Annotated in this window: 17 protein-coding genes; 12 read left to right on the top strand and 5 right to left on the bottom strand. The window is 45.0% G+C overall.

All coding sequences use genetic code 11. The annotated features are described in order from the left end of the window. Positions 1-507: 507 nt before the first annotated feature. Positions 508-3459, bottom strand: a complete 2952-nt coding sequence (locus QUB16_RS03060) for an AAA family ATPase (RefSeq protein ID WP_333313933.1) — start codon at positions 3457-3459, stop codon at positions 508-510. Positions 3460-3864: 405 nt separating this feature from the next. On the opposite strand from QUB16_RS03060, the gene QUB16_RS03055 reads away from it, so the two are divergent. From QUB16_RS03055 to QUB16_RS03045, 3 genes are all read left to right on the top strand, one after another. Beyond that, the gene (locus tag QUB16_RS03055) at positions 3865-5280 is read left to right on the top strand and encodes an MBOAT family O-acyltransferase (RefSeq protein WP_333313932.1); all 1416 of its coding nucleotides are present in this window, start codon (positions 3865-3867) and stop codon (positions 5278-5280) included. Between the two features lie 5 nt (positions 5281-5285). Then, positions 5286-6275 carry a DUF459 domain-containing protein gene (locus QUB16_RS03050; RefSeq protein ID WP_333313930.1) on the top strand — a complete coding sequence of 330 codons (990 nt, stop codon included), beginning with the start codon at positions 5286-5288 and terminating at the stop codon, positions 6273-6275. A gap of 276 nt (positions 6276-6551) precedes the next feature. Continuing rightward, the gene (locus QUB16_RS03045; RefSeq protein ID WP_333313929.1) at positions 6552-8348 is read left to right on the top strand and encodes a hypothetical protein; all 1797 of its coding nucleotides are present in this window, start codon (positions 6552-6554) and stop codon (positions 8346-8348) included. Positions 8349-8436: 88 nt separating this feature from the next. Here the strand turns inward: QUB16_RS03045 and gloA are convergent, their stop codons facing one another. The 4 genes from gloA to QUB16_RS03025 form a co-directional block, all read right to left on the bottom strand. Next, positions 8437-8865: a lactoylglutathione lyase gene (gene gloA / locus QUB16_RS03040; protein ID WP_333313927.1), complete on the bottom strand. Its 429-nt coding sequence runs from the start codon at positions 8863-8865 to the stop codon at positions 8437-8439. 74 nt (positions 8866-8939) lie between these two features. Then, positions 8940-9176, bottom strand: a complete 237-nt coding sequence (locus tag QUB16_RS03035) for a hypothetical protein (RefSeq protein WP_333313926.1) — start codon at positions 9174-9176, stop codon at positions 8940-8942. 95 nt (positions 9177-9271) lie between these two features. Beyond that, positions 9272-11527, bottom strand: a complete 2256-nt coding sequence (locus QUB16_RS03030; protein WP_333313924.1) for a heavy metal translocating P-type ATPase — start codon at positions 11525-11527, stop codon at positions 9272-9274. A gap of 165 nt (positions 11528-11692) precedes the next feature. Further along, positions 11693-11893 (bottom strand): heavy-metal-associated domain-containing protein, encoded by a 201-nt coding sequence (locus tag QUB16_RS03025; protein WP_333313923.1) that lies wholly within the window; start codon positions 11891-11893, stop codon positions 11693-11695. A 319-nt stretch (positions 11894-12212) separates the two neighbouring features. Between QUB16_RS03025 and QUB16_RS03020 the strand changes: the two genes are divergently transcribed. The 9 genes from QUB16_RS03020 to QUB16_RS02980 all read left to right on the top strand — a co-directional run bounded on the left by QUB16_RS03020 (position 12213) and on the right by QUB16_RS02980 (position 26325). Next, on the top strand, positions 12213-12935 hold the full coding sequence (locus QUB16_RS03020; RefSeq protein WP_333313921.1) for a DUF305 domain-containing protein: 723 nt from the start codon (positions 12213-12215) through the stop codon (positions 12933-12935). Between the two features lie 348 nt (positions 12936-13283). Then, on the top strand, positions 13284-13481 hold the full coding sequence (locus tag QUB16_RS03015) for a hypothetical protein (protein ID WP_333313919.1): 198 nt from the start codon (positions 13284-13286) through the stop codon (positions 13479-13481). 202 nt (positions 13482-13683) lie between these two features. Beyond that, positions 13684-15627: an efflux RND transporter periplasmic adaptor subunit gene (locus QUB16_RS03010; protein ID WP_333313918.1), complete on the top strand. Its 1944-nt coding sequence runs from the start codon at positions 13684-13686 to the stop codon at positions 15625-15627. A gap of 239 nt (positions 15628-15866) precedes the next feature. Then, complete coding sequence (locus tag QUB16_RS03005; RefSeq protein ID WP_333313916.1) at positions 15867-18980, top strand: efflux RND transporter permease subunit; 3114 nt, start codon at positions 15867-15869, stop codon at positions 18978-18980. A 39-nt stretch (positions 18981-19019) separates the two neighbouring features. Beyond that, positions 19020-19499, top strand: a complete 480-nt coding sequence (locus QUB16_RS03000) for a hypothetical protein (RefSeq protein WP_333313915.1) — start codon at positions 19020-19022, stop codon at positions 19497-19499. 595 nt (positions 19500-20094) lie between these two features. After that, the gene (locus tag QUB16_RS02995) at positions 20095-21195 is read left to right on the top strand and encodes an RNA-guided endonuclease TnpB family protein (RefSeq protein ID WP_333313913.1); all 1101 of its coding nucleotides are present in this window, start codon (positions 20095-20097) and stop codon (positions 21193-21195) included. A 295-nt stretch (positions 21196-21490) separates the two neighbouring features. Further along, positions 21491-23047 (top strand): formyltransferase family protein, encoded by a 1557-nt coding sequence (locus QUB16_RS02990; protein WP_333313912.1) that lies wholly within the window; start codon positions 21491-21493, stop codon positions 23045-23047. A 127-nt stretch (positions 23048-23174) separates the two neighbouring features. After that, positions 23175-24443, top strand: coding sequence for a transposase (locus tag QUB16_RS02985; RefSeq protein ID WP_333313910.1), 1269 nt, complete (start codon positions 23175-23177; stop codon positions 24441-24443). A gap of 22 nt (positions 24444-24465) precedes the next feature. Then, complete coding sequence (locus QUB16_RS02980; protein WP_333313909.1) at positions 24466-26325, top strand: AMP-binding protein; 1860 nt, start codon at positions 24466-24468, stop codon at positions 26323-26325. Positions 26326-26600: the final 275 nt, after the last annotated feature.

Genomic DNA, 26600 nt, shown 5'->3' with positions numbered 1-26600 from the left:
TTTCAATAACAGGCTTTTCGGCCTGTTCCACAAGAAGACTTATTATTTGTGGAACAGGCCGAAAAGCCTGTTGCTAATTTTCAATAACAGGCTTTTCGGCCTGTTCCACAAGAAGACTTATTATTTGTGGAACAGGCAGGATGCCTGTTGCTAATTTTCAATAACAGGCTTTTCGGCCTGTTCCACAAGAGAATTGATGGTTTGTGGAACAGGCCGAAAAGCCTGTTCCTAATTTTCAATAACAGGCTTTTCGGCCTGTTCCACAAGAAGGCTTATTATTTGTGGAACAGGCCGAAAAGCCTGTTCCTAATTTTCAATAACAGGCAGGATGCCTGTTCCTAATTTTCAATAACAGGCTTTTCGGCCTGTTCCACAAGAAGACTTATTATTTGTGGAACAGGCCGAAAAGCCTGTTGCTAACTTTCAATAACAGGCAGGATGCCTGTTCCACAAGAAAATGGATTGTGTGTGGAACAGGCATCTTGCCTGTTCCTAACTATTCAGCAACTACAAACTGTTACCTGCTAGCGCCGGACGAGACTCTTTTTTGCGAAATTGCAAAGAGTTATTTTCGCAGTCGATCGCAATTGTATCACCCTCGACAAACGCATTTTCCAGAATCTTGTTAGCCAGCGGGTTTTCCAACTCCCGCTGGATAGCGCGTTTCAAGGGACGAGCGCCGTAAACCGGGTCGTAACCAACATCTGTGATATGGTTTTTCGCCGCATCCGACAGTTCCAAAGTGATTTTTTGCTCGGCCAACAAACGCTCGATCCGCTTCACTTGAATGCTGACTATTTGCCGCAGTTCGACCTTGCTCAAAGTGTGGAACAAAATTATCTCGTCCACCCGATTGAGAAATTCGGGCCGGAAGTGCGATCGCAGCGCTGCCATCACCCGTTTTAACATCTGTTCGTACTCTTGGTCTGTCTCCCGTTCTTGAGTCAATAAATTTTCATTTTCACTCTTGTTTTCAGTCTTGTTTTCACTCTTAGTTACAGTATCACCATCGACTCGCTGGGCCGACACCTCAACAGTACCGTCTGCAGCCACTTTATAATCTGTCTTTTGACTTGACAAATCTTTCGTTTCCTGCTTCCGGCTAGCAGGTTTTTTGACGGTTTTTTCCTTCTTAGTAAACACGTCTAAAATGTGGTCGCTGCCGATATTGCTAGTCATCACAATTACGGTATTTCTAAAGTCAACCACTCGACCTTGAGAATCGGTAATTCTGCCGTCATCCAACACTTGCAGCAAAATGTTAAATACATCCGGGTGCGCTTTTTCCACTTCGTCAAACAGCACTACCGAATAAGGATGTCTCCGCACTGCTTCCGAAAGTTGTCCCCCTTCATCGTAACCGACATATCCGGGAGGAGCTCCTACCAACCGGGAAACGCTGTGTTTCTCCATGTATTCCGACATATCGATGCGGACGATCGCATCATCGCTGTCAAACAAAAACTCCGCCAACGCCCGCGCTAACTCAGTTTTTCCGACGCCTGTGGGGCCCATAAACAAGAAAGAGCCGATCGGCCGGCCGGGGTCTTTCATGCCCGCCCGAGCGCGCCGAATTGCCGCTGCCACGGCTGTTACAGCTTCCTCTTGACCGATGACTTTTTGGTGCAAGTGTTTTTCCAATTGCAGCAATTTTTGGCGTTCGGATTCTAACAACCGATTAACCGGAATGCCCGTCCATTTAGCGACAATTTCCGCAATATCGCCCTCAGTAACTTTTTCGCGCAGCAGGGAAGAACCTTGAGCTTGCTGTTTCAAAAGTTCCGCTTCTTTCGCTTCGCGATCGCGCACCGCCGTTTCCAACTTGCCGTACTTTAACTGTGCGGCTTTATTCAAATCATAAGCCCTTTCTGCTTGTTCGATTTGGACTCGCAGTTGGTCTTCTTCTGCTTTCAATTTATTGATTGCATCCAACAACTGCTTTTCGCCCAACCACTGAGAGGACAATTTTTCCTGCTTAGCTTTTAAAATGTCAATCTCAGATGTGATGCGTTCGACGCGGAAGCCGAGCCCAGGGGCTAGAGCACCTTTTCCTTCCCCTTCGATCGACAATTTTTCCATTTCCAACTGCATCACCCGGCGGTCGATTCCTTCCAATTCCACAGGTTTAGAGGTAATCTCCATTTTCAAGTGGGCGGCCGCTTCATCTACCAGGTCGATCGCCTTGTCCGGCAAAAATCGATCGGAAATATAGCGAAAAGACAGAGTTGCAGCAGCTACCAGGGCCGAATCCGTAATTTTTACCCCGTGGTGGCGTTCGTAACGGTCTTTCAATCCGCGCAAAATCGAAACAGTATCTTCAACGCTGGGTTCGCCGACAAATACTTGTTGAAATCGGCGTTCCAGTGCAGGATCTTTTTCAATATTTTTGCGGAATTCGTCGAGAGTTGTAGCGCCGATGCAGCGCAATTCGCCTCTCGCCAACATTGGTTTTAACAAATTTCCCGCATCCATCCCCGAACCGGAACTGCCACCGCCGCCAGTGCCGACAACCGTGTGCAATTCGTCAATAAATAGGACAATTTGCCCGTCGGAATCGATGACTTCCCGCAGAACAGACCGCAACCGTTCTTCAAATTCGCCCCGGAATTTTGCCCCAGCAATTAAACTGCCCATGTCAAGGCTAAATAGCTGGCGATTTTTTAAAGATTCCGGTACATCGCCGTTGACAATTCGCTGGGCTAAACCTTCGGCGATCGCAGTTTTTCCGACTCCGGGATCGCCAATTAACACTGGATTGTTTTTTTGGCGGCGGGAAAGAACTTGTACCACGCGCCGGATTTCCTCGTCGCGGCCGATTACTGGGTCGAGTTTGCCGGCTTTGGCGGCTTCTGTCAAATCGCGGCCGTACTTGCTGAGGGCGTCGGAGTTAGCTTCCCCATCTTGATCTTGGGCTTTAGCGTTGCTGCGGCTGCCTTTCCCGGTTTCGGAATTTTTTTCTTGGGCTTTAGCAGTGGCGCGGAAAGATTTGATTGCTTCTTCGAGTTTTGGTCGATCGAGTGTACCGGCTGGGGGTTTGCGATCGTAACCGGGGCGGCCCGGCGGCCCGTCGCCTTTTGTCAGCAACCTGCGCCCGACTCGTTCGTCTTCTACTAAGCCAATTAATAAATGTTCAACGGCGATAAAATTATCTTGCCAAGTCGCCCTGGTGGCCTCGGCAACATCTAACATAACTTCTAAGCCGCGACCGAGGTATAGTTGGTCAGCGTTGGCAACTCTGGGCTGTCGTTTGGCAAAAGCATCTAACTGCTGGGCCAAGCGGGGGGCATCGACTCCAGCTTTGCTGAGAATGCTGTTGGCCTGGCCTTGCTGTTCGAGAAGGGCGATGGCTAAATGTTCAACCTCTAGCTGCTGATTGGCAAAGCGGCGGGCTACATCCTGGGATTTGACAATGGCTTCCCAGGCTTGATCTGTAAATTTGCTAGGGTCTGTTGGCTGCACGTTGGTTCCTCGCAATCAAGGGGATTCCTGTTGTTATCCGTTAATACATCGTCTCACAACCATCATAATCTTTAAACAGGATTATGAATTTATGAGTGCGGTTAACTAGGGCGGAAGTTGTGACCTAATTGACAAGATTGAAAAAGCTTACAGTCCGTAATCCACCCCGAAATTTGCTGCGGTGAGACTCACATCTTGCGCCATTCTCCAGAACGGGCAAGATGCCCGTTCCACAAAAGATAAATTTTCTTGTGGAACAGGCATCTTGCCTGTTCATAAAAGGCTAACTGACAATGGTGCAACATATGAGTTCAGACAGACTCTGGCGATTCCCTGCGGGATAGGTTGGGTGGCCGTACTTATAAAAATATTGCCACAAACAAGATTTTTTATCGGCTGAGATATATGCTATTTCCCACTTACCAATTTTTAGTATTTTTCCTAATTATTTTTAGCGCGATCGTCTCTGTGAAACCCCAAGTCGATTTGTATAAAATTGTCTTGTTAGTTTCGAGTTTATTATTTTATTCCTTTTGGAGTGTTGACTTTCTCTTGCTCCTGATTTTCTCTACAGTCTACAATTATATCATTCTCCGGGTGCTCTGCAAGAGTAAATATAAAAAATTTGCTTTAATCTCCGGTCTAATTTTCAACATTGGCTATCTCGGCATGTTTAAATATTACAACTTCTTTGTAACTTCCTTATTTGAGGTACTGAATCAGCTACAAATTCCCGCCGACTTTCCAGTTTTGCAAATAATCGCCCCCGTCGGCGTGTCTTTCTACACTTTTAGAATAATTTCCCATTTAATCGACTGCTACCAGCAAAAAATCCCTTGTCCGAATTTTGTAGACTATGCCGCCTACATTACCTATTTTCCGCAAATTGCCTCCGGGCCAATCTCGCGAGCTCGCGAATTTTACTGGCAGCTAAATTCACCGGAAAAATACGACTATAAAATTGAAGAAGTTATAGTTTTGATTTTGTCGGGACTCTTCAAAAAATATACTTTATCGAGCTTTTTGTTTAACTTCACTGACTTGCCATTCAAAGTCCCCCAGCAGTACAGCAGCATCGATTTAATCCTCGCGGCAATTTCCTATTCCTGTCTAATTTACGTAGATTTCAGCGGCTACTCGGATTTAGCCAACGGCATCTCCTGTTTGCTGGGTTTTAAACCCATTGCCAACTTTAATATGCCATACCGATCGCTCAGCCTGCAAGAATTTTGGAAAAGGTGGCACATCAGTCTTTCCGAGTGGCTGAGGGATTACGTTTACTTTCCCTTTGGCGGCAACAAATACGGCAAGTTGAGGAAGTACGTAAATTTACTGATGACAATGGCGATCGGTGGATTGTGGCACGGCGCCGGTTTAAACTTTATTTTCTGGGGAGCAATTCACGGTTTAGGATTAATTGTCAACCATTTATGTAAAGATATCCCCCAAGCTATCCACTTTAAATTAGACTATGCCTTTCCCAGATTTGCTAAATTTTGCAGTTGGCTGCTAACATTTACTTTTGTTACTTGTAGCTGGGTATTTTTCGGCACTCCCAACTGGGAAACTGCGATGAGTTTTTTTCAAGGAATTGTCCATCCTGCAGTCACAACTTTTCAGTTTAACTTTTGGCAATTGTATTTAGTAATTGCAGTCATCGGCGCGATCAACTTGTGGGGCGATCGCATCTCCGAACTATTGCAAACCGTATTGTCATTAAAAAACATTTTCTTTCGGGTTGTCTTAGTTTCGCTGCTCGTGTATACTATCTTGATGTTGGGGCCAAGTACCGTCGCGCCTTTTATTTATTTTAATTTCTAAAAAAGATGAAAGACCGGGAAATTTTGCTGATTCTTACGTCTGTAATTCTCACTTTAATATTTTCAAACTTATCATTATTTCTAAAAAGCTTTGCTTCAACTCCTTTCGCCAGTGCAGAAATTAAACAAGCCGCGCGCCAGATAAAAATAGAAGGTTTCCGCAAATCCGAACAAGATTTTTGGAGGAAAATTAAAGATATTAACTTCGATAGCCTCCCCAAAGAATCAGAACTTCCTCCTGTCAAAACCGAAACAAAAGCGGCCGTTAAACCCCCAAAGCCGGCTAATGCTAAAAAACCAACCCCAGCTAAAAAACCAACCCCAGCTAAACCTAAACTGACCAGACCTTATCGCAGATTTTTATTTATTGGAGATTCCGTAATGTTCGACTTAGGAATTCAACTCCAGTACACTCTTAAGAAAAAATACAATATCGCCGATACGAAAATTGACTACAAGGTATCGACCGGATTAAATCGGATTGATTATTATGATTGGTATGCCAGAAGTCGCCAAATTATTAATAATTACCAGCCGGATGTAGTGATAGTTTTGTTTGGAACCAATGACCGTCAAAATATCATTGATTCTCAAGGAAAAGCCTGGGCTGTTATGACCCAAGACTGGCAAAAAGCTTATCAAGAAAGAGTTGAAAGATATGCCAATTTACTTGATTCGTCATCCGTGAGAAAAGTGTATTGGGTCGGTCAATCGATGCCTAACAAATCTTCGTATCTCAAAGCTTTTCCCATCATGAACAATATTTATAAAACTGCCAGCAAATCTTCATCCAAAATCGAATTTATTTCTACTTGGGAGACATTTGGACAAGGAGGAAAATTTGTTCCTGTAGTTGCTAATAAATCGGGTAAGCGAGGCTATGTAAAAAATAATGACGGCTTGCACTTTACCTCCCACGGAGCTCAAATTATCAGTGACTTAATCGTTGACAAAATGGTAAGCGACCAAATCTTAAAAGAGCCGACAAAAAAATGACTTTAGTAGGTTGGGTTTCGTGGCAAAATCTAAAAGTGTGACATTTGACCAATTATTGCTAAATAATATATTGAGTTCGGGACGCACATTGGCCTTGATCAACTAGGTTTATAGGAAAAATCTAGGCTTGAGTTATAATAAACTTACTCGTGAAACCGGGTTTATAACTCCCTATGCGTCCCAGACTAATATTGACAAAAAGCCACAGTAAATGTAATGCTGAATTCAGCATCCAACAACGGCCTCCATATCTAGCAATTGTCATGGCGACAAATTATGACGAGCAATATGTGGAAACTCGATCGCACTAACATCCCTGAGTCAATGGGGTGCAGCGGCACAGCGCTAATCTTCTCTCTCACTAAAGATACTCAACCTTGGCAAAGAATAAACCTAGTTGAAAAATTCCTGCAACAGTGCGGCATCGAGCCTTTTGCTGAAGTTTTGGGCGTACCCAACAGCGGAATATTCAGAGAAAATATACCGGAATCCGTCCGAAAACCGCATCCGAATTTGCTGTTTCGCGCTTTGGCAATTCAGGCATTTGGGAAGGTGCGAGAGGGGCTGATATCAAGTGAGAGAACGGCTAGATCAAGTAATTTTAGCAAAAATCTGCTGGCGGCGTTAGAACAGGAAGCGCGAGGGGGATCGACTCCTTTAATTCGGTGGTCTGCGGCTGTTAGTATTAAGTCAATTTGGTTGGATGAAGCAGGGCAAGGCAAGGAAGGTGCTGTCAATGTCACAATCAATGCAGGGGAAATTGAGCGGCTGGTTGTAGAAGAGCAAATTCAACTATTAGCAAGCAACAAATTTGCTTTCGGCGACTGCAGCAGAAATGACAGCGGTAAGGAATATGAGAATTGTCTCGATTTTTGGGTGTACGGCCCTAGCTGGCTGCTGCCTAGCCTGCCAATGGATTGCGAGGAATATCTGTTTTGGATCGATCGAGTATTTGCGGCGATCGCACTTAGGGGCCCGTACAAATTGAATACCGAAAACGATGCAGCGGTAACAAACTTTTTGGAAGTTGCGGAAACTAATTTTAATAACTTGGAATTCTCCAAAATACTTGCCAAAATATTTGATTTTCTGAACCACCCGGAAGCGAGAGTTAAAAATCTAGCTGCAATTATTTTACAACCCTATAAAGACAAGCTGGAGCGAAAAGCGGCGCAGATTCTGACAGCGCTCCTATATAAATTTAATGTAAAATATCAGCCTTTAGAATCCCTGACTCTTCCCGAAATCGAGGAGTACAAAGCGTCACTGTATTTCGGTAAAATGGAAATTGACGACTTGTATTGTGAGGCTTTGGCGCTGTGCGGCGATCGGGAGGTCGAACTCGCAAGTTTCTTGTCAGCTAAACAAAGGGAATACCAACATACTCTAGAAGAGCATATCAACAATCTCAGCAAGTTAGTTAAATCAATCATAAATTGCCAGAGCTTGTTAGATGCTAATAGGGAACTTTTGTATTTGACGGTAGATCGGCTGGAAAAATGGGATTACACTCTAGACAATAAACTGGCGGCGCACCGCAAAAAAATTCAAAACCTGAGCTTGGATAAAAGTACCTCCGAGCAGTGCATAAACCTCGACAATGAACTCAATTATATCAGAGATTCTTTGCAGTCTACCTTGTATGAAGTCACATCAAATATTAACAGCCAAATTAGAGAGTTAGAACTTTCTGTGTCCAAAAATAGCAAGACTGCAACAGATATGTTTAGGTGGACGTGGCTCTTGTTCGCGGTGGGGTTTTCAGTAGGGCTGTTTTTGTATTTATCGGATTTAGTGATTAACTGGATATTCGGGGTCAGCTACACAAGCGAATTTCTAGTTTATTGGACTATTTTCTTTAGTGTGATGGTGGTATTTTTGTTAGTATTAGCTGTATTCTTTTCGGCGCTCGCTGCTGTAGACAAGCGCCGAGAATCTAAATTAATTCCTCAATTTGATAGCTTAAGCCAAATAGGCAGCAGCTTTTCTATTTTATGGCAAAAAATTTATTTGCAGCAGTTTGTACCGTCGGTGCGATCGAATAAAAAGTTTCAGTTGACAGTTGACAGTTGACAGTTGACAGTTGTGGGTGCGACTGTTGTCAAAAGGAAAACGGAAGAGGGAAGATAGTTTGTCCTTCCCCTTCCCCCTCTTAAGAAAGTTAGGATGCGGTTGTTGCTGCTACTTTCTGGGTGTTGCTACCTTGATTTTGCAGTTGAATTAATTCAACTTTATATCCATCTGGGTCTTGCACAAAAGCGATGACTGTTGAACCGTGCTTCATCGGGCCGGGTTCCCGACTAACTTTACCACCGCGAGCTTTAATTTCTTCGCAAGTACCGTAAATGTCGTCAACGCCGATCGCAATATGACCGTAAGCATCCCCCAAATTGTACTCTGTGACGCCCCAGTTGTATGTTAATTCCAAAACTGTAGTGTCTGATTCGTCGCCGTAGCCAACAAAAGCCAGAGTAAATTTACCGTCTGGATAGTCCTTTTTTCGCAGCAATTTCATGCCCAGAACCTCGGTGTAAAATTTGAGGGACTCTTCCAGGTTGCCGACTCGGAGCATCGTGTGTAGTAGTTGCATTTAGCTCACTCCAAATTTTTTAAGCTTCCTCAATTTTAGCGATTTCTTGCTGGAAAAAACCGCGTCGGCAAAGTTTACTTGGTTTTAGCTGGCTTTTTACTGAACAAAAACCACCATAATTCTAAACCAATTAAGGTCAATCCGCCTGCTGTTACGCCTATTTTTAAACTTAACGGCTGTTCGATATGCCGAAATTTAGCGGTTGAATTGGCAGGATGGATTGAGATTTGATTGGCTCGAACTCCCGATGCAATTCCGAGCATAATTCCTAAACTTCCGAGGCTTCCTAAGATTTGGCGTTGGTTCAACATTTTTTAAATTTCTCCTAGTTTATACAAAAGATTTTTGTTGATAAATCGGTGTCTGGTGGGCATTGCTTACCAGGATGTTGGGGAAAAATCCTAATTTATGCACTAGATTTGGCTTGAAAATTCCGCAATCGCAAAGCATTAGTAACTACAGAGACTGAACTGAAAGCCATTGCTGCACCGGCGATAATTGGATTTAGCAGCCAGCCAAAAATGGGGAATAAAATACCAGCCGCGATCGGGATTCCAGCGATGTTGTAAATAAACGCAAAAAACAGATTTTCGCGGATGTTCCGCATGGTGGCGCGGGAAAGTTTAATTGCTGTAACTATGCCTTGCAAATCTCCTGAAATTAAGGTAATGTCGCTGGCTGCGATCGCCACATCTGTGCCGGTGCCGATCGCAATTCCCACGTCTGAAGCGGCCAAAGCCGGCGCGTCGTTAATCCCGTCTCCCACCATCGCGACAATTTTTCCTTCCCTTTGCAGGGCTTGAATTTGAGCTGCTTTTTGGTCGGGTCTAACTTCGGCAAAAACACGAGTAATGCCCACGGATTGGGCGATCGACTCCGCAGTCGCGCGATTATCCCCAGTCAGCATCGCCACCTCCAAACCGAGCTTTTGAAGCGCTTTCACCGCCTGCGCTGACGATGGTTTGAGGGCATCCGCAATGCCCAGAATTGCCTCTATTTTGCCTTCTACAGCCATCCAAACAACCGTTTTGCTCGCAGCTTCCAAAGCTCTCGCGCGCAGTTCCAGATATTCAGTATCGCAACCTAGTTCCTGCATCCACCTCAGCGTTCCCAGGGCGATCGACTTTCCGCCTACAACCCCGCGCACGCCACTTCCCGCGATCGCCTCAAAATCCTTAACATCCGTCAAATTAACCTCTTGAGATTGAGCGTACCTCACAACAGCTTCCCCCAAAGGATGCTCCGAATTTCGCTCTACAGACGCAGCCAATTGCAGCAACTTTAACTCATTGCTGTTCGCCGTTCCTTTAATTGTCACAAAATCAGTTACAGTGGGCTTGCCTTCTGTGAGAGTTCCAGTTTTATCTAACACGATGATTTGGATTTTGTGAGCCAATTCTAAACTCTCGGCTCCTTTAATTAAAATCCCGTTTTCTGCACCTTTACCCGTGCCAACCATCACAGCAGTCGGAGTCGCCAAACCCAAAGCGCAGGGACAGGCAATAATCAGCACTTCCACCATTGTCACCGTGGCGAGAGTGATGTTTCCCGTCGCGTTAAACCAGATAATAAAAGTAGCTAAAGCGACGGCAATTACTGCGGGAACAAACCAACCAGTCACTTGGTCTGCTAACTTTTGAATCGGTGCTTTTGACCCCTGTGCGTCCTGCACCATCTTGACAATTTGAGCTAAAAATGTATCTTTGCCAACTCTTGTCGCCCGAAACTTAAAGCTGCCAGTTTTATTAATTGTGGCTCCGATAACTTCGTCGCCAAGCTGCTTTTTGACAGCCAAACTTTCTCCCGTAACCATTGCTTCGTCTACCGTCGAAGCACCCTCAATTACCTCTCCATCTACGGGGATTTGCTCTCCCGGCCGCACCTGCACGATGTCGCCAATTTCCACTTGGGCGATCGGCAATTCTAATTCTTCCCCGTTGCGAACTATCCGAGCAGTTTTTGCTTGCAAACCCATGAGTTTGCGAATGGCTTCGGAAGTCTCTCCCTTCGCCCGATTTTCTAGGGTTTTCCCCAACAAAATTAAGGCGATAACGCTGGCGGCCACTTCGTAGTAAACGCTAGGAGTCAAACCTTGGGCCGTGAAGAAACCGGGAAAAACTGTCACAAATACAGAATAAAAGTAAGCAGCACTCGTACCCAATGCAATCAGGGTATCCATTGTTGCTACACGCCGTTTTAGGGATTTCCCAGCTCCCACATAAAACGATCTTCCGCACCAAAATTGTACGGGTGATGTCAGGACTAATTGCAGCCAAAAATTGTGCAGCCATGCGGGAATAAATGGCAGATGCAAGCCTGTCATCGCTGGAATAGATCCCACAACTAGCAGGATGCTTATGATACCTGATGTCCAGAGTTTCCGCTGCAATGTTTGAGATTCAGATTTGCGATCGGCTTGTTCGGAATCATCCTCTGGCGCAGCCATTTCTTGAAGCGGCAAAGCTTGGTATCCCGCATCATCAACAGCAGATTGAATTGTTTCTAAGTTGGTTTGCTTGGAGTCGTATTGGATGGTTGCTTGTTCCATCCCAAAATTTACGTGACACTCAAGTACGCCGGGAACAGATTGAATTGCTTGTTCGATAGAGGAAGCACAAGAAGCACAACTCATGCCCCGCAGTTTAAGTGTGAGATTGTCCATAGATGCCCTCCTAACTTATAAAGTTACCTTCTGTCTTCAAATGACCTCGCCTAAAAACGGATAACGTGCGACGTACTCCTGTCGTGGAGAATCAAAAATTTTAGACTCTTGTTAAATCTCCCAGATTCAAAGCTGCAAGTAAATCTAAAATCTAAAATCTAAAATCTAAAATTGACTTGTTGGATAGCCCGCCGATGCGATCGCTTTCCTAACTTCACTTTCTGACTTAGCGGTTTGAATCGTGACCAATTTTGTCTTGATATCCGCCTCAACCGTCGAGGCTGAGTCAATGGCTTGGACTGCTTTTGTGATTGTAGTCGCACAAGCAGAACAAGCCATCTTAGGCACTTTTAGCTGTAATGTCATAATTTGAACCTCAGCAGAAACTACTCTGCTCAATCAATGAATTAACTTTATTGTAAAGTCTCCAGTCCACAGGAGAGTCAAGGGGAATTGCAAAATAAATCAGGAATGATGAAAAAACTGGTTTGACACGCTACCCCTAGGGGTAAGGCGCGCACTGTGCACCCTACATAATTAGGTTGTGAGTTGTGTAAATCTTAACTTTGAGTGCGATCGACGGCAGAGCAATAATTCTTTACAAGTTCGCAGCAAAAATTTCATCCTAATTTCATTTATATGTGGAAAGCTGAAGATAAATGGCAGTTTTAAGGATATAAGCTCTATGAAACCACTTTCATTGAAAACAGGCTTTGCAGCGCTGATGTTGACCGCCACAGCCGCTTTAACCAGCGGAGTGCTTGCAGCTTGTTCAAATGCCCCTTCCAGTGAAACTCCCGCCCCAAATGTTACGGCTGCAACCGAAGCAAACAACAAGCAAAACGTGGCACAAGGCGGTGGCATGGGTGGCATGGAGCATCATGGCATGAATCACGATATGTCAATGGATTTAGGCCCGGCTGATGCCGACTACGATTTGCGATTTATTGATGGCATGACAGTACACCATCAAGGTGCTGTAAAAATGGCTCAAGATGTGCTTAAACAATCCAAACGCCCGGAAATGAAAAAACTTGCCACTGATATAATTGCTGCTCAAAACCGCGAAATCAATCAAATGAAAGAGTGGCGAAAAACTTGGTATCCCAAAGCCAGCAGTACCCCGATGGCTTATCAGGCTCCTATGGGTCGTATGATGGCCATGACTCCCGAACAAATGCACCACATGATGATGAGCATGGATTTAGGGGCGGCTGACGACCAATTTGACTTGCGATTTATCAATGCGATGATTCCTCACCACGAAGGAGCTTTAGTGATGGCCCAAGATGCTTTGAAGAAGTCAAAACGCCCGGAAATGAAGAAATTGTCTCAAGAAATTCTGACTTCGCAAAAGCAAGAAATTGAGCAAATGAAGCAGTGGCGGCAAGCTTGGTACAAAAAGTAATTTAGCTCACCTCAACAAAACGTGACCCAAATCCAAAAAATGAGTGACATTAATCACAGTAGCTCAATAGTTAAGAACATACTTGGTTCACAAAAGCAAGAAACTGAGCAAATGAAAAAGTGGCGACCACCTTGGTAGACCAAGTAATGTAGCTCGACTGTGGCTGTCAGCATTTGTCTGACTCCACCTCAGTTTCCTGAGAGTACCTACACAGACTGTAGATAATTGAGCCGCCCTACCTCTAAAGTAGTAGCAAGTTACGTAATAATACTGTAGACAATTGCTCAGCCATACCTCTAAAGTAGTAGATAGGTCAGCAAAAAGCTATATAGATAGAGAGGGTAGTTTATGATATTGAATAGCTTGGAATTAAACACCACTTATAAATCCAATGCAGCCGTAGATGAGCTAGTGAGCGCATTGACCAACGAAATTGCAGCGCCAGCAGAGATAAAAAAATCGGCAAAAAATCTACAGCCAAATCGCTTGTCATTAGGCGAAACTTATCTTCGTATTTTAGAAGCTGGTGGGCATCTGGGCTGCTGATGCGAAATTTCATCCTAATTTCATTTGACCGTGAAATACTAGGTTGAGTAGAGCATTTCTAGCTCTTGGTCATTGCTTAGCAGTCGCTTCTTGGAAAATGCTAACAAGTAACTTTACTTAATGGGTATCACTTACTTACCTTGGCAAAATACCAACTGCTAAACCTGTGGCACTCAACCTGATTTCAAGGACATTGCCAACGATGATATTCCACAAATATGCTCAATATCCGGCAATTATTAGCAGCTTTTCGGGAAGTTTGTTCAGCCTAATTTTGCTAAGTTCTCCTGCCGCTGTTTTTGCCCACGCTGGCCACGGAGATGAATTTCACCAAAGCGGCGAAACAACTCAAACTCCTGCTGCTATTTCTGTCGATGCCGAAACCGCAAAACGATTAGGTATTAAAGTCTCCCCTGCCGCCCGCCAGCGACTAGATATCGGCATCAAAACCACAGGACAAATTGAAACTTTACCCAACGAAAAAGTTGAAGTTACGGCTCCTGTTGCTGGCAAAGTAGTAGAGTTGCTGGTTGAGCCTGGGGACAAAGTATCAAAAGGTCAACCGGTGGCGGTTTTATCGAGTTCAGAATTAGGACAATTGCGGGTTGAATCTCTCTCGAAACGTGCCGAAGCTGAGGCAGATTTGCAGCAAGCGGAAGGCGATCTCAAATTAGCACGAGAAAATTACGATCGCCAAAGTCAAATATCCGCAGCAGAAATCGCCCAAGCCCAAACCCAATTGGCAGCGGTAACTAAGCAGTACCAGCAAGAACAAGAATTAGTAAACAAGCGTTCAGTTGTGCAAGCCGCTAAAGAAAACTATCAGCGTCAAGTTGAAATAGCGCAAGCCGAAATAGCACGGGCAGAAACAGAATTAACTGTTGCCAAAGAACAGTTCGATCGCGACAAAGAATTAGTGGCATCTGGGGCGATCGCGCGGCGCACAATGCTGGAATCGCAAGCCCACTTCGCCGAAGCACAAGCCGCTGTTGCTAAGGCAAAAAGCCGTCCAGAAGTTATCAAAGCCCAAACCGAAATTAAACAAGCCGAAGTAGACCTGCCGATGCGGGAATTGCGGGAATCTCAAGGCAGAGTAGCAGAAGCAAAAGCTCAACTTACCAGAGCTCAGAGCCGCCGGGAAGTCCTAGAAGCCGAGAACCAAGTCAAACGCGGCAAAACTGCCGTCGAAGTCGCTCAATCGCGCATTCGCTTGGCTGACGCAGCCTATCAAGCGCGACTGCAACAATTAGGAACTGCTGCCAACGATCGAGGACTCGTTACCGTAGTTGCTCCGATTTCGGGGACGGTAGCCGATCGCTTCATCACCCCAGGAGAGTCAGTAAACGCTGAAAAACCGTTGATGAGTCTGTTAAATGACAGCCGCGTTTTTGCCACAGCCAACATTTACGAAAAAGACCTGAATCAAGTAAAACAGGGCCAGGAAGTCAGGGTAAAAGTCGCTAATTTACCCGATCGCACTTTCAATGGAAAAATCGCCTTAATTGGGTCATCCGTGTCAGGAGAAACGCGGGTTGTGCCGGTGAAAGCAGAACTAGATAATATTAACGGTGAATTAAAGCCCGGACTGTTTGCGGAGTTGGAGATTTTAACCGACAAAACTGCCACAAATATTTTAGCAATTCCGAGTGCGGCGGTAGTGGATGTTAGCGGTAAAAAAACCGTTTACGTCCAAAATGGCAATGCTTATCAAGCTGTTGAAATTGAACAAGGTCAAACGGCCGGAGATTTAGTTGAAGTGAAGAGGGGTTTATTCGAGGGAGATTTGATAGTAACGCAGCGAGCACCTCAACTTTACGCACAATCTTTGCGGGGCGGCAGCAAGCCCTCAAAACACGAGGCAAAGAAAGACGCAACTCCAAAGGCAGCAGAGGTTAATTTTAATAATTTACCCGTGTCTTTATGGTGGGCGGGAATAGGGGGAGGAGTTGCGATCGCATCCCTGACTTTCACAGCCGGCGTGTTGTGGGGAAATCGGCGCCAATTGCCAGCAATAGCAGCGGATTCTGGAAACAATACTGCAAATAATGGTTTTTCCGCCTCTGCATCGGCGTTGGACAATGAACTCCTGTTACACAATGACAACCATCACGTTAAAACTCAAGAGGCAGAAGTCCATCGATTTTAGATTTTAGATTTTAGATTAAAGAATTGAAGCATTGACTTGCGCGAGATAAATACGTTCGGCAAGTTTCATCGGATACAGGTTTTTTATTTCTGGACGGATGAATCACGTGGCGGGTATCCTGGAGGCTTTCGGTCAAGAGTTTGAAGTAACAGCATGACACGGAAGTCACGGATAGACGGATAGCTGTTTTTATCAATGCCCAATTCCCAATTCCCAATTCCCAATTCCCAAATTATTAAATGTTCAGCACAATTCTTAGATGGGTAATTAACCGCCGCTGGCTAGTCGTTATCGCCACCATTATTGTTAGTCTGTGGACATTGTATATCATCCCCCAAATGTCGCTTGATGTCTTTCCTCCTTTTGCACCCCCGCAGGTGGAAATTCAGACGGAAGCACCGGGTCTCGCGCCGGAAGAAATTGAGTCTTTGGTAACACTACCGATCGAAAGTGCGATTAACGGAACTCCTGGGGTGACAGCAGTGCGATCGTCTTCTGCTGTGGGCCTTTCTTCGGTTAAGGTAATCTTTGATTGGGGAACTGAAATTTATCAAGCGCGGCAGTTGATAACAGAACGGTTGCAGCAAGCTGAAAGCAAACTCCCGGCTGGGGTAGAAACACCGCAAATTTCTCCCACAACTTCTCCTGTGGGCACTGTTATTACCTATGCTTTTACCTCGGAAACTACTCCTTTGATGGAAGTGCGCCGTCTGGTTGATTGGCAAGTCACAAATCGCCTTTTGGCAGTGACTGGCGTTGCTCAAGTGGTGGCTTACGGGGGCGAAGAAAGGCAGTATCAAGTATTAGTAGAACCTGCCAAGTTGAAAGCTTTTAATGTGTCGCTGCAGCAAGTAGCTGAAGCGGCGGCGGCTGCGAATGTTAACGCGCCGGGGGGGTATTTAATTACGCCGGATCGAGAAACTTTAATCCGGGGGGTGGGGCGGATTGAGTCTCTGGAAGATTTGCAGCAATCGGCGATCGACTCTCGCCACGGAACACCCGTCAGAATTAGTGATGTGGCTGAGGTCAAGATTGGTGCTGCAATCAAGCGGGGCGATGGCAGTTTTAACGGCAAAAAAGCTGTGATTGTGATGGTAAACAGACAGCCAGTTGCTGATACTCCGACGGTAACGAAAGCAGTTGAGGCAGCAATGGCCCAGGTGCAGGAAGCTCTGCCAAAAGATATTAAAGTTACTGTGACTTTTCGACAGGAAGAATATATTAATTCTTCGGTGGAGAATGTGCGATCGGCTTTAGTTGAAGGCAGCATCATTGTCACCCTTATTCTCATCCCGTTTTTGATGAATTGGCGCACTCTGGCGGTTGTTTTGCTGGATTTCTTTCTGACTTGGCTGTTGGCGCTGCTGGCGATGTATTGGCTGGGGCTGGGATTAAATACGATGACTTTGGGGGGTTTGTCGGTGGCGATCGGCACTGCGATCGACGATGCGATCGTCTATGCCGAAAATACCTACCGCAATTTGAGAGAAAATACGTCTTCTCTTCATCCTCGCCCGGTGATGGATGTGATTTTTGATGGCAGTGAGGAGGTGCGCGATTCGTTAATTGGAGCGACTGTTATTGGGATTGTTGTTTTTTCTCCAATTTTTACTTTGCCCGGTGTAGAAGGTCGAATTTTTACGCCTATGGGGATTACTTATCTGGTAGTTGTGGTGATTTCTAGTTTAGAATCGCTGTTAATATCTCCGGCCCTTTGCGCTATCTTGTTGCCTACCAAACGCATGAGTTCACGAGAACCTTGGCTGCCGAGATTTTGCAAGCGCATATATCATTTTTCGATAAATTTGTCAATGCGCTATTCGGGGATTATTTTAGCTTTAGCTGCTGCTAGCATGGTGGCTGCGTTAATTATCTTGCCTTCCTTTGGACGGGTGTTTTTGCCGGAGTTTCAGGAGCAAACTTTGGTGAATACTATTATGCTTTATCCGGGCGTGTCTTTGGAGACAACAGATAGCGCGGCTTTTGCTATTGAAGATGCCCTTAAGGATGATAGCAGGTTTCAATATGTGCAAGTGCGATCGGGCAGAGCTCCGGGAGATGCTGATGCTGCGGGAGTCAATTTAGCTCACATTGATATCGGTTTGAGCGAGGAGGGCATGAAAAACAGGCCGCAAACTTTGGAGTCGCTGCGGCAGGAGTTTGGTAAATTGCCGGGAGTTGCACCAAATATCGGCGGTTTTATTTCTCACCGGATGGATGAGGTTTTATCTGGTGTCAGAAGTCAGATTGCTGTCAAAATCTTTGGCCCGGATTTGGATCAACTTCGCAGCATCGGTGCCCAAGTTGAAGAGCAAATGAAAACAGTTCAGGGAATTGTGGATTTGCAACTCGAACCGCAGGTGCCAGTGCCACAAATTCAAATTAAGTTTAACCGTCAAGCTGCGGGTAGATACGGTTTGAAAATCGGAGAGCTTTCTGAAATAATTGAGACAGCTTTAAACGGCAAAGTTGTTTCTCAAGTTTTGGAAGTGCAGCAAACTTTTGATTTAGTTGTTTGGTTGCAGCCTGAAGCCCGAAATAACTTAGAAACTATTCAAAATTTGTTGGTAGATACTCCAAGCGGCAACAAGATTCCCCTCGCCCAAGTTGCGACTGTTAAATACGGTACGGGGCCAAATACGATTAACCGCGAGAATGTTTCTCGCTTGATTGTAGCAGCGGCTAATGCTAAAAATAGGGATTTGCGATCGGTTGTGAATGAAATTCAAGCTAAAGTCAAACGAGAGGTAGAGTTGCCTTTTGGCTATTTTATCCAGTACGGCGGTCAATTTGAAGCCGAACAAAGAGCGTCGCAAAATATTATGATATTTAGTGCGATCGCATTTTTGGTAATTACAGTATTGATGTACTTGTCCGTCAAGTCAATTCCTTCCACTGCTATGATTATGATTAATTTGCCGATCGGATTAGTAGGAGGAGTAATTGCGGTAGCTTTAACTGGCAGCATCATCTCTGTAGCTTCCCTGGTTGGCTTTGTCACATTATTCGGTGTTGCTACCCGTAACGGCTTGCTTTTAGTAGACAACTACAACACTAAATTTGCTGAAGGACTGCCTTTTAAGGAAGCAATTATTAAAGGCTCGATGGAACGGCTTAATGCCATCCTGATGACCGCTTTAACTTCAGCTTTGGGTTTAGCACCTTTAGTCTTTGAAGGTGGGGCGGGAAAGGAAATTTTGCAACCGCTGTCAGTCGTAGTTTTAGGAGGGTTATTTACTTCGACCGCCTTGACTCTGTTAGTTTTGCCAGCTTTGTATGCTCAATTCGGGCATTTTTTACGACCTCAACAACCTCAGCCAGTTATTGAAGATGGCAAGGTAGTTAATGTGTGATATTTTCCAATTATTGTCAGTCAGCAAGGAGTCAAACAAATGAAATCGCTCAAGTCAAATTTAATTGTTCTAGGTAGTGTCGGATTACTGTTTTTGGGAGCTTGCAGTAAAGGCGACCAAGCAAGCGATACAAATAGCAGTCCACCATCCCCTCCTGTTGCCTCTCAACCCGCGTCTTCGGCTCCCGCCGCTGCTCCTGCAACACCAACTAAAGGGGGGCAAGTTGTGGAGTCTGGAGCTTACCATTTAGAGTTTGTACCGGAAAAAGAAGCTACCGGAACTCATTTAGATTTATTTTTGCTAAAAGGGGATAAAAAGGAACCAGTTCCTAACGCGAAAGTGACGGCTCAAGTGCAGTTGCCGAGTGGAAAGCAGCAAACCCTAGCTCTCAAGTATGATGCTGAGGGCAAACATTACGCTGTGTTGTTTCCCGGCAATGAACCCGGTCAGTATCCAGTGAAAGTGACTGCGGATATTAACGGAGAAAAAGTTGACGGTCGTTTTACCTTCAATCAATAAATAGCTGATTTCCTAATGCGCTCTAACTTATGGGCGCATTAGTGATGAGCAACAAACAACTGCCTCTTGCATTTCCCCTCTTACTGAACTTCCTCATGCAAATATACTTACACAAGCTCAAAAGCCTCTCATCACAAAGGTTTCAATTGTTGAGTAAAAAATTGTGTACTCATGTAGATGATTGATATCTGTTTGCGATCGGCAATTATATTAAATCTACAACAATTGAGCGCGATCGCCTGCGTCAGCTATTGCTGATAAATGGGTTCCACTTTTTAGCTCAACAGTTGCATCCTTTGTTGAGTAATAGTTTTAGGACTGTTAGTACATTTGTATCGGGGAAGTCCAGGTTAAAACTCCGCTGACAATTGCCCGTCAGGAACCATCGCGGACTGGGCTGGAGTTCGATCGCACCTTGACAGGACTAGGCAGCGATCGTTTATGATGGGGCTCACGGGGATCGCATCCATCGCTAAGCTAGCCTTTGGCAAGGGCAAAGCTGACGGACTGGGGTTAAAGCGCGAATTATGAGCAAGACTTAAGTGCCAAATAGTTCGCTAAAAATATCCATAGTTAATCGTTGAGGAGAAGTTTTGTGTTTGCCGTCAAGCGAGCGCTCAAATTGAATAACCGGGAAGCCACCTTGATGGCAAAACACGCAGGATTTCGGCGGGTAGTGTTTAACATGGGGTTGAGCTTGCGGACTCAAATGTATGGCGAGGGACAATTCACAGACTCAAAGGTACTTAACGAATTCAAAAAAGTTCTCACCAACTACGTCAAGAAACAGCCTGAATTCGCTTGGATGAATCAATTATCTAGTCGCGTTTATCAAAATGCTTTGATTGACTTGAAAGATGCTTTTAGTCGGTATCGCTCTGGAAAGGCAGGTCATCCAAAATTTGCTAGTCGCCGAGACGGTCACTCTTTTACAGTTGATTCGTCTAACGGCAAAGTTTTACTAAATGCTGGCAGCACTATCAAGATTCCTACATTGGGAACTTTTCGACTCTACGAAGCCCTAGAATGCGGTTATGTGTCTCAAACTTTTACGATTTCAAAAGAAGGAAGTCGTTGGTTTCTTTCCTTTTGCGTTGATGCAGAACGTTTGCCAGTTCAACAATCTGAAAGCTCTGTAGGAATCGATGTAGGGATTAATTCTTTTGCCACGCTGTCAAACCAACAGGTCTTTGATGCACCAAAGCCGTTAAAGCAAGCGAAAACCAAGCTTGCTACCTTGCAACGCAAAGCCTCAAAACAGGTAAGAGGCTCCCAAAATCAGCGCAAAACCTACCATAAAATCCGTCGGCTCCATGCACGGATAGCTCGTATTCGCTTAGACTTTCTTCACAAGCTAACAACTCCCACCGCCCAAACTTTTAAGCTAATTAAGATTGAAAACTTGAACATTCAAGGAATGATGGTGAATCACAAGTTAGCCGGGGCAATATCGGATCTAGGGTTTTACGAATTCAAACGCCAACTCGATATGGCGTGCAAAATGTATGGGGCAAATTTAGTGCTGGTAGACCAATGGTTCCCCAGCACTAAAACTTGCTCGAATTGTGGCACTAAAAAAGATATGCCACTAAGCATTCGGACTTTTGACTGTCCTGCTTGTGGCAGATCTTTAGATCGTGATTTCAACGCCAGCATCAACATTTTAAACTGGGAACCCTCGGCTGGAGGGGGATAGCCTACTTATCTTGGGATTAGCCGTCTACCCAACAGCGTAGGAAGTAAACTCCGAATTGTGTCTAAAGATGGCTTTAGGTAAGTTTAGATGAGTTTTACAAAGCAGTGATGATGTCAACCTAGCTACTTAAAAAAATCTAAAATTAGCTAACAAAGCTTCTAGAGCGTGTGGCGAACTATTTCATTCCTGAAACACAGAATAAGTATTAAGGGAATGAAGTGATTTGCTATGCCGTGGAAAGACTCCGTAGTAAACACTGGTGAATTGAGTGGCTCAAACTATAAGCAATACAACTATGTCTATTCAGAATCCATTTAGTTGCTTTCTTATTGGACAAGGAACTTTACTTGTTCAATGTGCGGAACTTCTTTTAGAGCGGGGTCATCAGATTTTCGGTGTCATCTCCGCTGATACATCGATAAGTAGCTGGGCGAAGGCAAAGGACATACCTCACATCCAACAAACAGAGAATCTCATAGCATTTTTAAGACAACAGCCTTTTGATTACCTATTCAACATTGTAAACAGCTCGCTATTACCCAAAGAAATTTTGGAGTTGCCGCGCCAGTTAGCGATCGACTACCATGACGCCCCACGGCCGAAGTATGCGGGACTCAATGCTACCTCTTGGGCTTTGATGCACCGGGAGAAAACTCATGGGGTGACGTGGTATGTGATGAGCGATTCGGCTGAGGGCGGCGATATCCTGAAGCAGGTTGCTATCGATATTGCTGATGACGATACGGCATTTTCTCTCACTGGGAAATGTCATGAAGCCGCAATTCGTGCGTTTGAAGAGTTAGTGGATGAGATATCAAGTGGTCAAGCGTTAGCTTTGAAGCAAAATCTGGATGAGCGAACCTATTTGCGACACTCAAAAAGACTTGTTGCTGGAGGTGTACTCTCGTTCAATCGTTGTGCCTATGATATTGATGCCGACATTAGGGCATTGGACTTTGCTTCCTACCCCAATCCCCTTGGTGTGGCGAAGTTGGCTATAGGGAACGACTCGATCGTTATCCCCAAACTCGAAGTTAAGGATGACCGGTCTAAGTCGTCTCCAGGAACAATCACGGCGATCGAACCCAGCTTCTTGACGGTTTCTACAGCAAGTTACGAGGTAGCGCTGCGCCAAGTGCTGACCATCGATGGTCAAGCGCTATCGATTCCTGATTTGGTCGAGAGATTTGGACTGCAAGTTGGGTATCAGTTTAAGGACATCGAGCCAGATAGGGCGAGGCGTATTGAGAGGTTTGATGGGTTAATTGCTCAGCACGAAGCTTTCTGGGTAGAGAAGCTGGCGACGTTAGAGCCGATCGCGGTTCCCTATGCCGATCGAACTACCTCGCACTTGAATCAAAAGCAGTACACCAGTGTAAAGATGTCCATACCGGATGAGGTCACAACCTTTCTGGAGGGCCATCCTGCTTGGAATCAGAGTGACTTCCTGTTTGCTGCTTTTGCTACTTATCTAGCCCGTCTTGTAGGAACTGGATGTTTTGATATCGGATATAGAGATGTCGAAGTGCAACGGGAGTTGATAGGACTGGAAGGCTTGTTTGCATCAATTGTTTCTTGTCGCGTAGATATAGACTACCAGCAAAGTTTTGAGGAAGTTTTTAAAGCCTTTGAGGAGCAGGTGGAGTTGACCAAACTTCACAAGACTTATGCGCGTGATGTGGTAGCGAGGTATCCGGCACTTCGTTCATTGCCCGATCGGAGTCGCGAGCCGATTTTTCCGGTGGTCGTAGAACGGGTAGAAAAACTAGACGAGCACCAAGCTGGGTTTGGGAATGAGTTGACCCTGGTCATTCCATCACCGAAAAACGAGACGGAAGCCCCTGGCTTTTAGACATGGGGAGGAAGTCGGTAGCGGTTTCAACCGCCTTCAATATTTTCTTGGTATTGGTTGTTTTGTAGTCATATTTAAATCTTTAATCAAGAATACTATGCTAATATAGAGCAAGGAGGAAAACAGAATGTATGGATGCCAGCAAAATCTAATTAGTCCAGACAAAGAATTGAAAGCAGTCTTAGAATTCTTGTGTAGTGAAGCCTCAAAGTTAATTAATTGTGGAACTTATTATGCCAGACAACTATTCTTCAAAACTGGCAGGATACCGAGTAGAGCCAAGCTGCATAAAGTTTTAGGAACTGACAATCGAAACATTCATTATAAAGCTTTTTATTCAGATACCGCACAGCAGATACTGACTAGCGTTGCTGAATCTTTCCAATCCTATTTGGGCTTGCTAGCTGGAATCAAAGAAGGGACAGTGACGCAACATCCAAGACTTCCGGGATACAGAGAAGGTGGATTAGCCCTTGTAACTTTTACAGGTAGATCAGTCAAATTAAAAGATGGAATGTTGCGATTTCCTTTAGGGAAGCAAGTTAAAGCTTGGTTTGGCATAGATGCGTTCTATCTGACGATGCCATCTAATAAGGAGCATTCTTCGATTCGAGAGTACAGGATTTTACCCAGAAACGGATGTTTTTATCTAGAATTGGTTTACCAAAAAGAAGCTGTTCAATCCGATGTCAACGTTGATTCTGTATTGATGATCGACCACGGGATGGACAACTGGATAACTTGTGTCAGCAATATTGGAACTTCATTCATCGTAGACGGAAAGCATCTCAAGTCCATCAACCAAGGCTATAACAAACGAGTGGCAAGCTTGATGTCTGGAAAAGACAATGGATTCTGGTCGAAAAGACTGGAACGGCTGACCGAAAGCAGAAATAGAACAATGCGGGATGCAGTTAATAAAGCTGCTCGTAAGGTGATAAATCATTGTATATCATCCAAGATTGGTACAGTCATATTTGGATGGAACAAGCATCAGAAAGATTCGCTAAATCTGGGTACAAATACCAATCAAAAATTTGTTCAGATTCCCACGGGTAGGTTAAAAGATAGAATTGCTCAACTCGGCGAACAGTACGGAATTAAATTCGTCGAAACCGAAGAATCCTATACTTCAAAAACTTCTTTTCTCGATGCTGACGAACTGCCTAAAATCGGCGAAAAACCCGAGTGGTGGAAAGCTTCTGGAACAAGAATTAAACGTGGATTATATCGGACAGCGAAGGGGTGGCTAATTAATGCAGATTGCAATGGTTGTGCAAATATTGGTCGTAAAGTAGCAACAATACTTGGACTCGATCTAAGTGGAGTTGGTAGAGGTGACTTGTCAGCACCTGTAAGACTTAAATTGTGGTCTTATGAATCCCCTCGCCTTTAGGCATGGGGAGATGTCAAATTTATTGAGTCTTCCATCTCTCTATAACCTGATTTTGGAGCAAGCGGAACCACAACAGCTCACTTGTCTTCGTGGTGTTATTGTCGCAGGCGAACCCTGTTCCAGAGAGTTGGTTGAACGCCATACTAAGCTGCTGGCTAAGACATCTTTGTTCAACGAATACGGGCCAACAGAAGGAACGGTGTGGAGCAGTGTATATCATTGTCAGTCTTCGGAACTCAGAACACAGGTTCCGATTGGTCGCCCTATTGCCAATATGCAGATATATCTGCTGGATAAATATTTGAATCCTGTTCCCATTGGTGTATCGGGCGAGATCCATATTGGTGGTGCAGGCATCGCTCGAGGCTACCTCAACCGCCCCGATTTGACCAAAGATAAATTTATCCCAAACCCCTTTAGCAATGAACCAGGGACACGCCTTTATAAAACTGGGGATCTAGCTCGTTATCTACCCGACGGGAACATTGAGTTTCTCGGTCGCATAGATAATCAAGTAAAAATTCGTGGTTTCCGAATCGAAGTAGGGGAGGTTGAGTCAACTCTATCCCAATATCCTACTGTGCAGCAGTGTGTCGTAACAGCAAGGGTTGACTATGGAAGCGACAAACGTTTAGTTGCCTATATTGTTTCAAACCAACAGCAGAAACCCACTACCGACGAACTACGATGCTTCCTGAAGCAAACGCTCCCTGACTATATGGTGCCATCAGCCTTCGTTTTCCTAGACACCCTACCCTTAACACCCAACGGGAAAATAGACCAGCGCGCCCTGCCCGCACCCGACGGGCTCAGGCAAGAGCCAGCAAGTACCTTTGTGCCTCCCAGCGATGATTTAGAAATCCAACTAACAAAAATTTGGGAGAACGTTTTAGGCAAAAAGCCGATTAGTGTGAATGACAATTTCTTTGACGTGGGAGGACACTCTCTACTAGCCGTGCGCCTGTTGGCTCAAATCAATAAGGCATTCGGCAAAAGCTTGCCTCTGGCTGCTCTCTTCCAGGCACCTACAGTTGAGCAATTGGCCAGCATTCTCCGCCAGGAAGGATACTCAAAACTTGGGTCTGCGCTAGCACCGATTCAGCCTCACGGTTCCAAGCCACCTATTTTTCTTTTTCAAGGCATCGGCATATACCACGCTTTGGCATCTCATCTGGGTTCGGAGCAACCCGTTTATGGGTTATCAATAGAGATGATGAATGCAACAGAGGCTTCCCTCAACCCTATTGAGCTAGCGGCTCATTACATCAAAGAAATGCGAATAGTCCAGCCTCATGGCCCTTATTTTCTAGGCGGTTTATGCTTTGGAGGAATGGTAGCACTCGAAGTAGCTCAACAGCTCCACGCAGAGGGTGAGAAGGTAGCTCTGCTAGCTTTGTTGGATACTCTCGGTTTAGGCGCATACACACCCAAGCCTATCCACAAGCGGGCTTTTGGCCTCTTGAGTAACCTTTTGGAATTCGGCCCTGCCTATGGTCTGAAGAAACTCAATGATTTGAGCAAAAAGCTTCAGTGGATTTACTACAAATTTTTCCAGGCTAACGGTCTTCGTGGGTCGGACAAGACTCGATACAAAACTTTTCAGGAGGCATACGGAGAAGCCCAAACCCAATATGTACCGCAAGCCTACTCAGGTCGAATAACGCTCTTTGTATCTAGTATGCAAACTACTGTAAGCGACTCCTTGTATGATCCTAAGTTGGTAGACATTGACATTAAATTCGGCTGGGGTAAGCTGGCTGTTGGAGGATTGGATATCTATGAAGTTCCTGGTGGACATCTTACTATGTTGCAAGAACCCCATGTACAAGTGCTAGCTGAAAAATTGAAAGCTTGTATAGATCGTGTGCAGGCGGATGATTAATCTCATGTCCGGTCGATTAACCATTATTAAACTTTTGCCTCCGGCTACGAATAGAAATGGGTCAAGCCGCTAATTAGCGATTTGAGATTTAACCGTTTTTGACACCGATCAAATAAAACAGCTTCTAATTCATCTTGCGTTTTTCAAACAGCGATTGGCTATCGGTTCATTTGTCTGCAGACCATAGTCTTTCTGCTGGTTGTACTTCGGGTGAGTGTAAAGCGGAACTTACCCCCTGCGGGGTAGTTCCGTCAATTCACCTAGGGCTATAGCAT

This window comes from Microcoleus sp. D3_18a_C4, from assembly GCF_036702415.1.
Classification (GTDB): domain Bacteria; phylum Cyanobacteriota; class Cyanobacteriia; order Cyanobacteriales; family Microcoleaceae; genus Microcoleus.
Note: the sequence above shows the minus strand (reverse complement) of the source record. Positions and strands in the feature narration are given on the sequence as shown.

Coding starts and splice junctions, on each gene's coding strand:
- QUB16_RS03055 (WP_333313932.1), top strand. CDS start 3,865: ATGCTATTTCCCACTTACCAATTTTTAGTATTTTTCCTAATTATTTTT.
- QUB16_RS03050 (WP_333313930.1), top strand. CDS start 5,286: ATGAAAGACCGGGAAATTTTGCTGATTCTTACGTCTGTAATTCTCACT.
- QUB16_RS03045 (WP_333313929.1), top strand. CDS start 6,552: ATGACGAGCAATATGTGGAAACTCGATCGCACTAACATCCCTGAGTCA.
- gloA (WP_333313927.1), bottom strand. CDS start 8,865: ATGCAACTACTACACACGATGCTCCGAGTCGGCAACCTGGAAGAGTCC.
- QUB16_RS03035 (WP_333313926.1), bottom strand. CDS start 9,176: ATGTTGAACCAACGCCAAATCTTAGGAAGCCTCGGAAGTTTAGGAATT.
- QUB16_RS03030 (WP_333313924.1), bottom strand. CDS start 11,527: ATGGACAATCTCACACTTAAACTGCGGGGCATGAGTTGTGCTTCTTGT.
- QUB16_RS03025 (WP_333313923.1), bottom strand. CDS start 11,893: ATGACATTACAGCTAAAAGTGCCTAAGATGGCTTGTTCTGCTTGTGCG.
- QUB16_RS03020 (WP_333313921.1), top strand. CDS start 12,213: ATGAAACCACTTTCATTGAAAACAGGCTTTGCAGCGCTGATGTTGACC.
- QUB16_RS03015 (WP_333313919.1), top strand. CDS start 13,284: ATGATATTGAATAGCTTGGAATTAAACACCACTTATAAATCCAATGCA.
- QUB16_RS03010 (WP_333313918.1), top strand. CDS start 13,684: ATGATATTCCACAAATATGCTCAATATCCGGCAATTATTAGCAGCTTT.
- QUB16_RS03005 (WP_333313916.1), top strand. CDS start 15,867: ATGTTCAGCACAATTCTTAGATGGGTAATTAACCGCCGCTGGCTAGTC.
- QUB16_RS03000 (WP_333313915.1), top strand. CDS start 19,020: ATGAAATCGCTCAAGTCAAATTTAATTGTTCTAGGTAGTGTCGGATTA.
- QUB16_RS02990 (WP_333313912.1), top strand. CDS start 21,491: ATGTCTATTCAGAATCCATTTAGTTGCTTTCTTATTGGACAAGGAACT.
- QUB16_RS02985 (WP_333313910.1), top strand. CDS start 23,175: ATGTATGGATGCCAGCAAAATCTAATTAGTCCAGACAAAGAATTGAAA.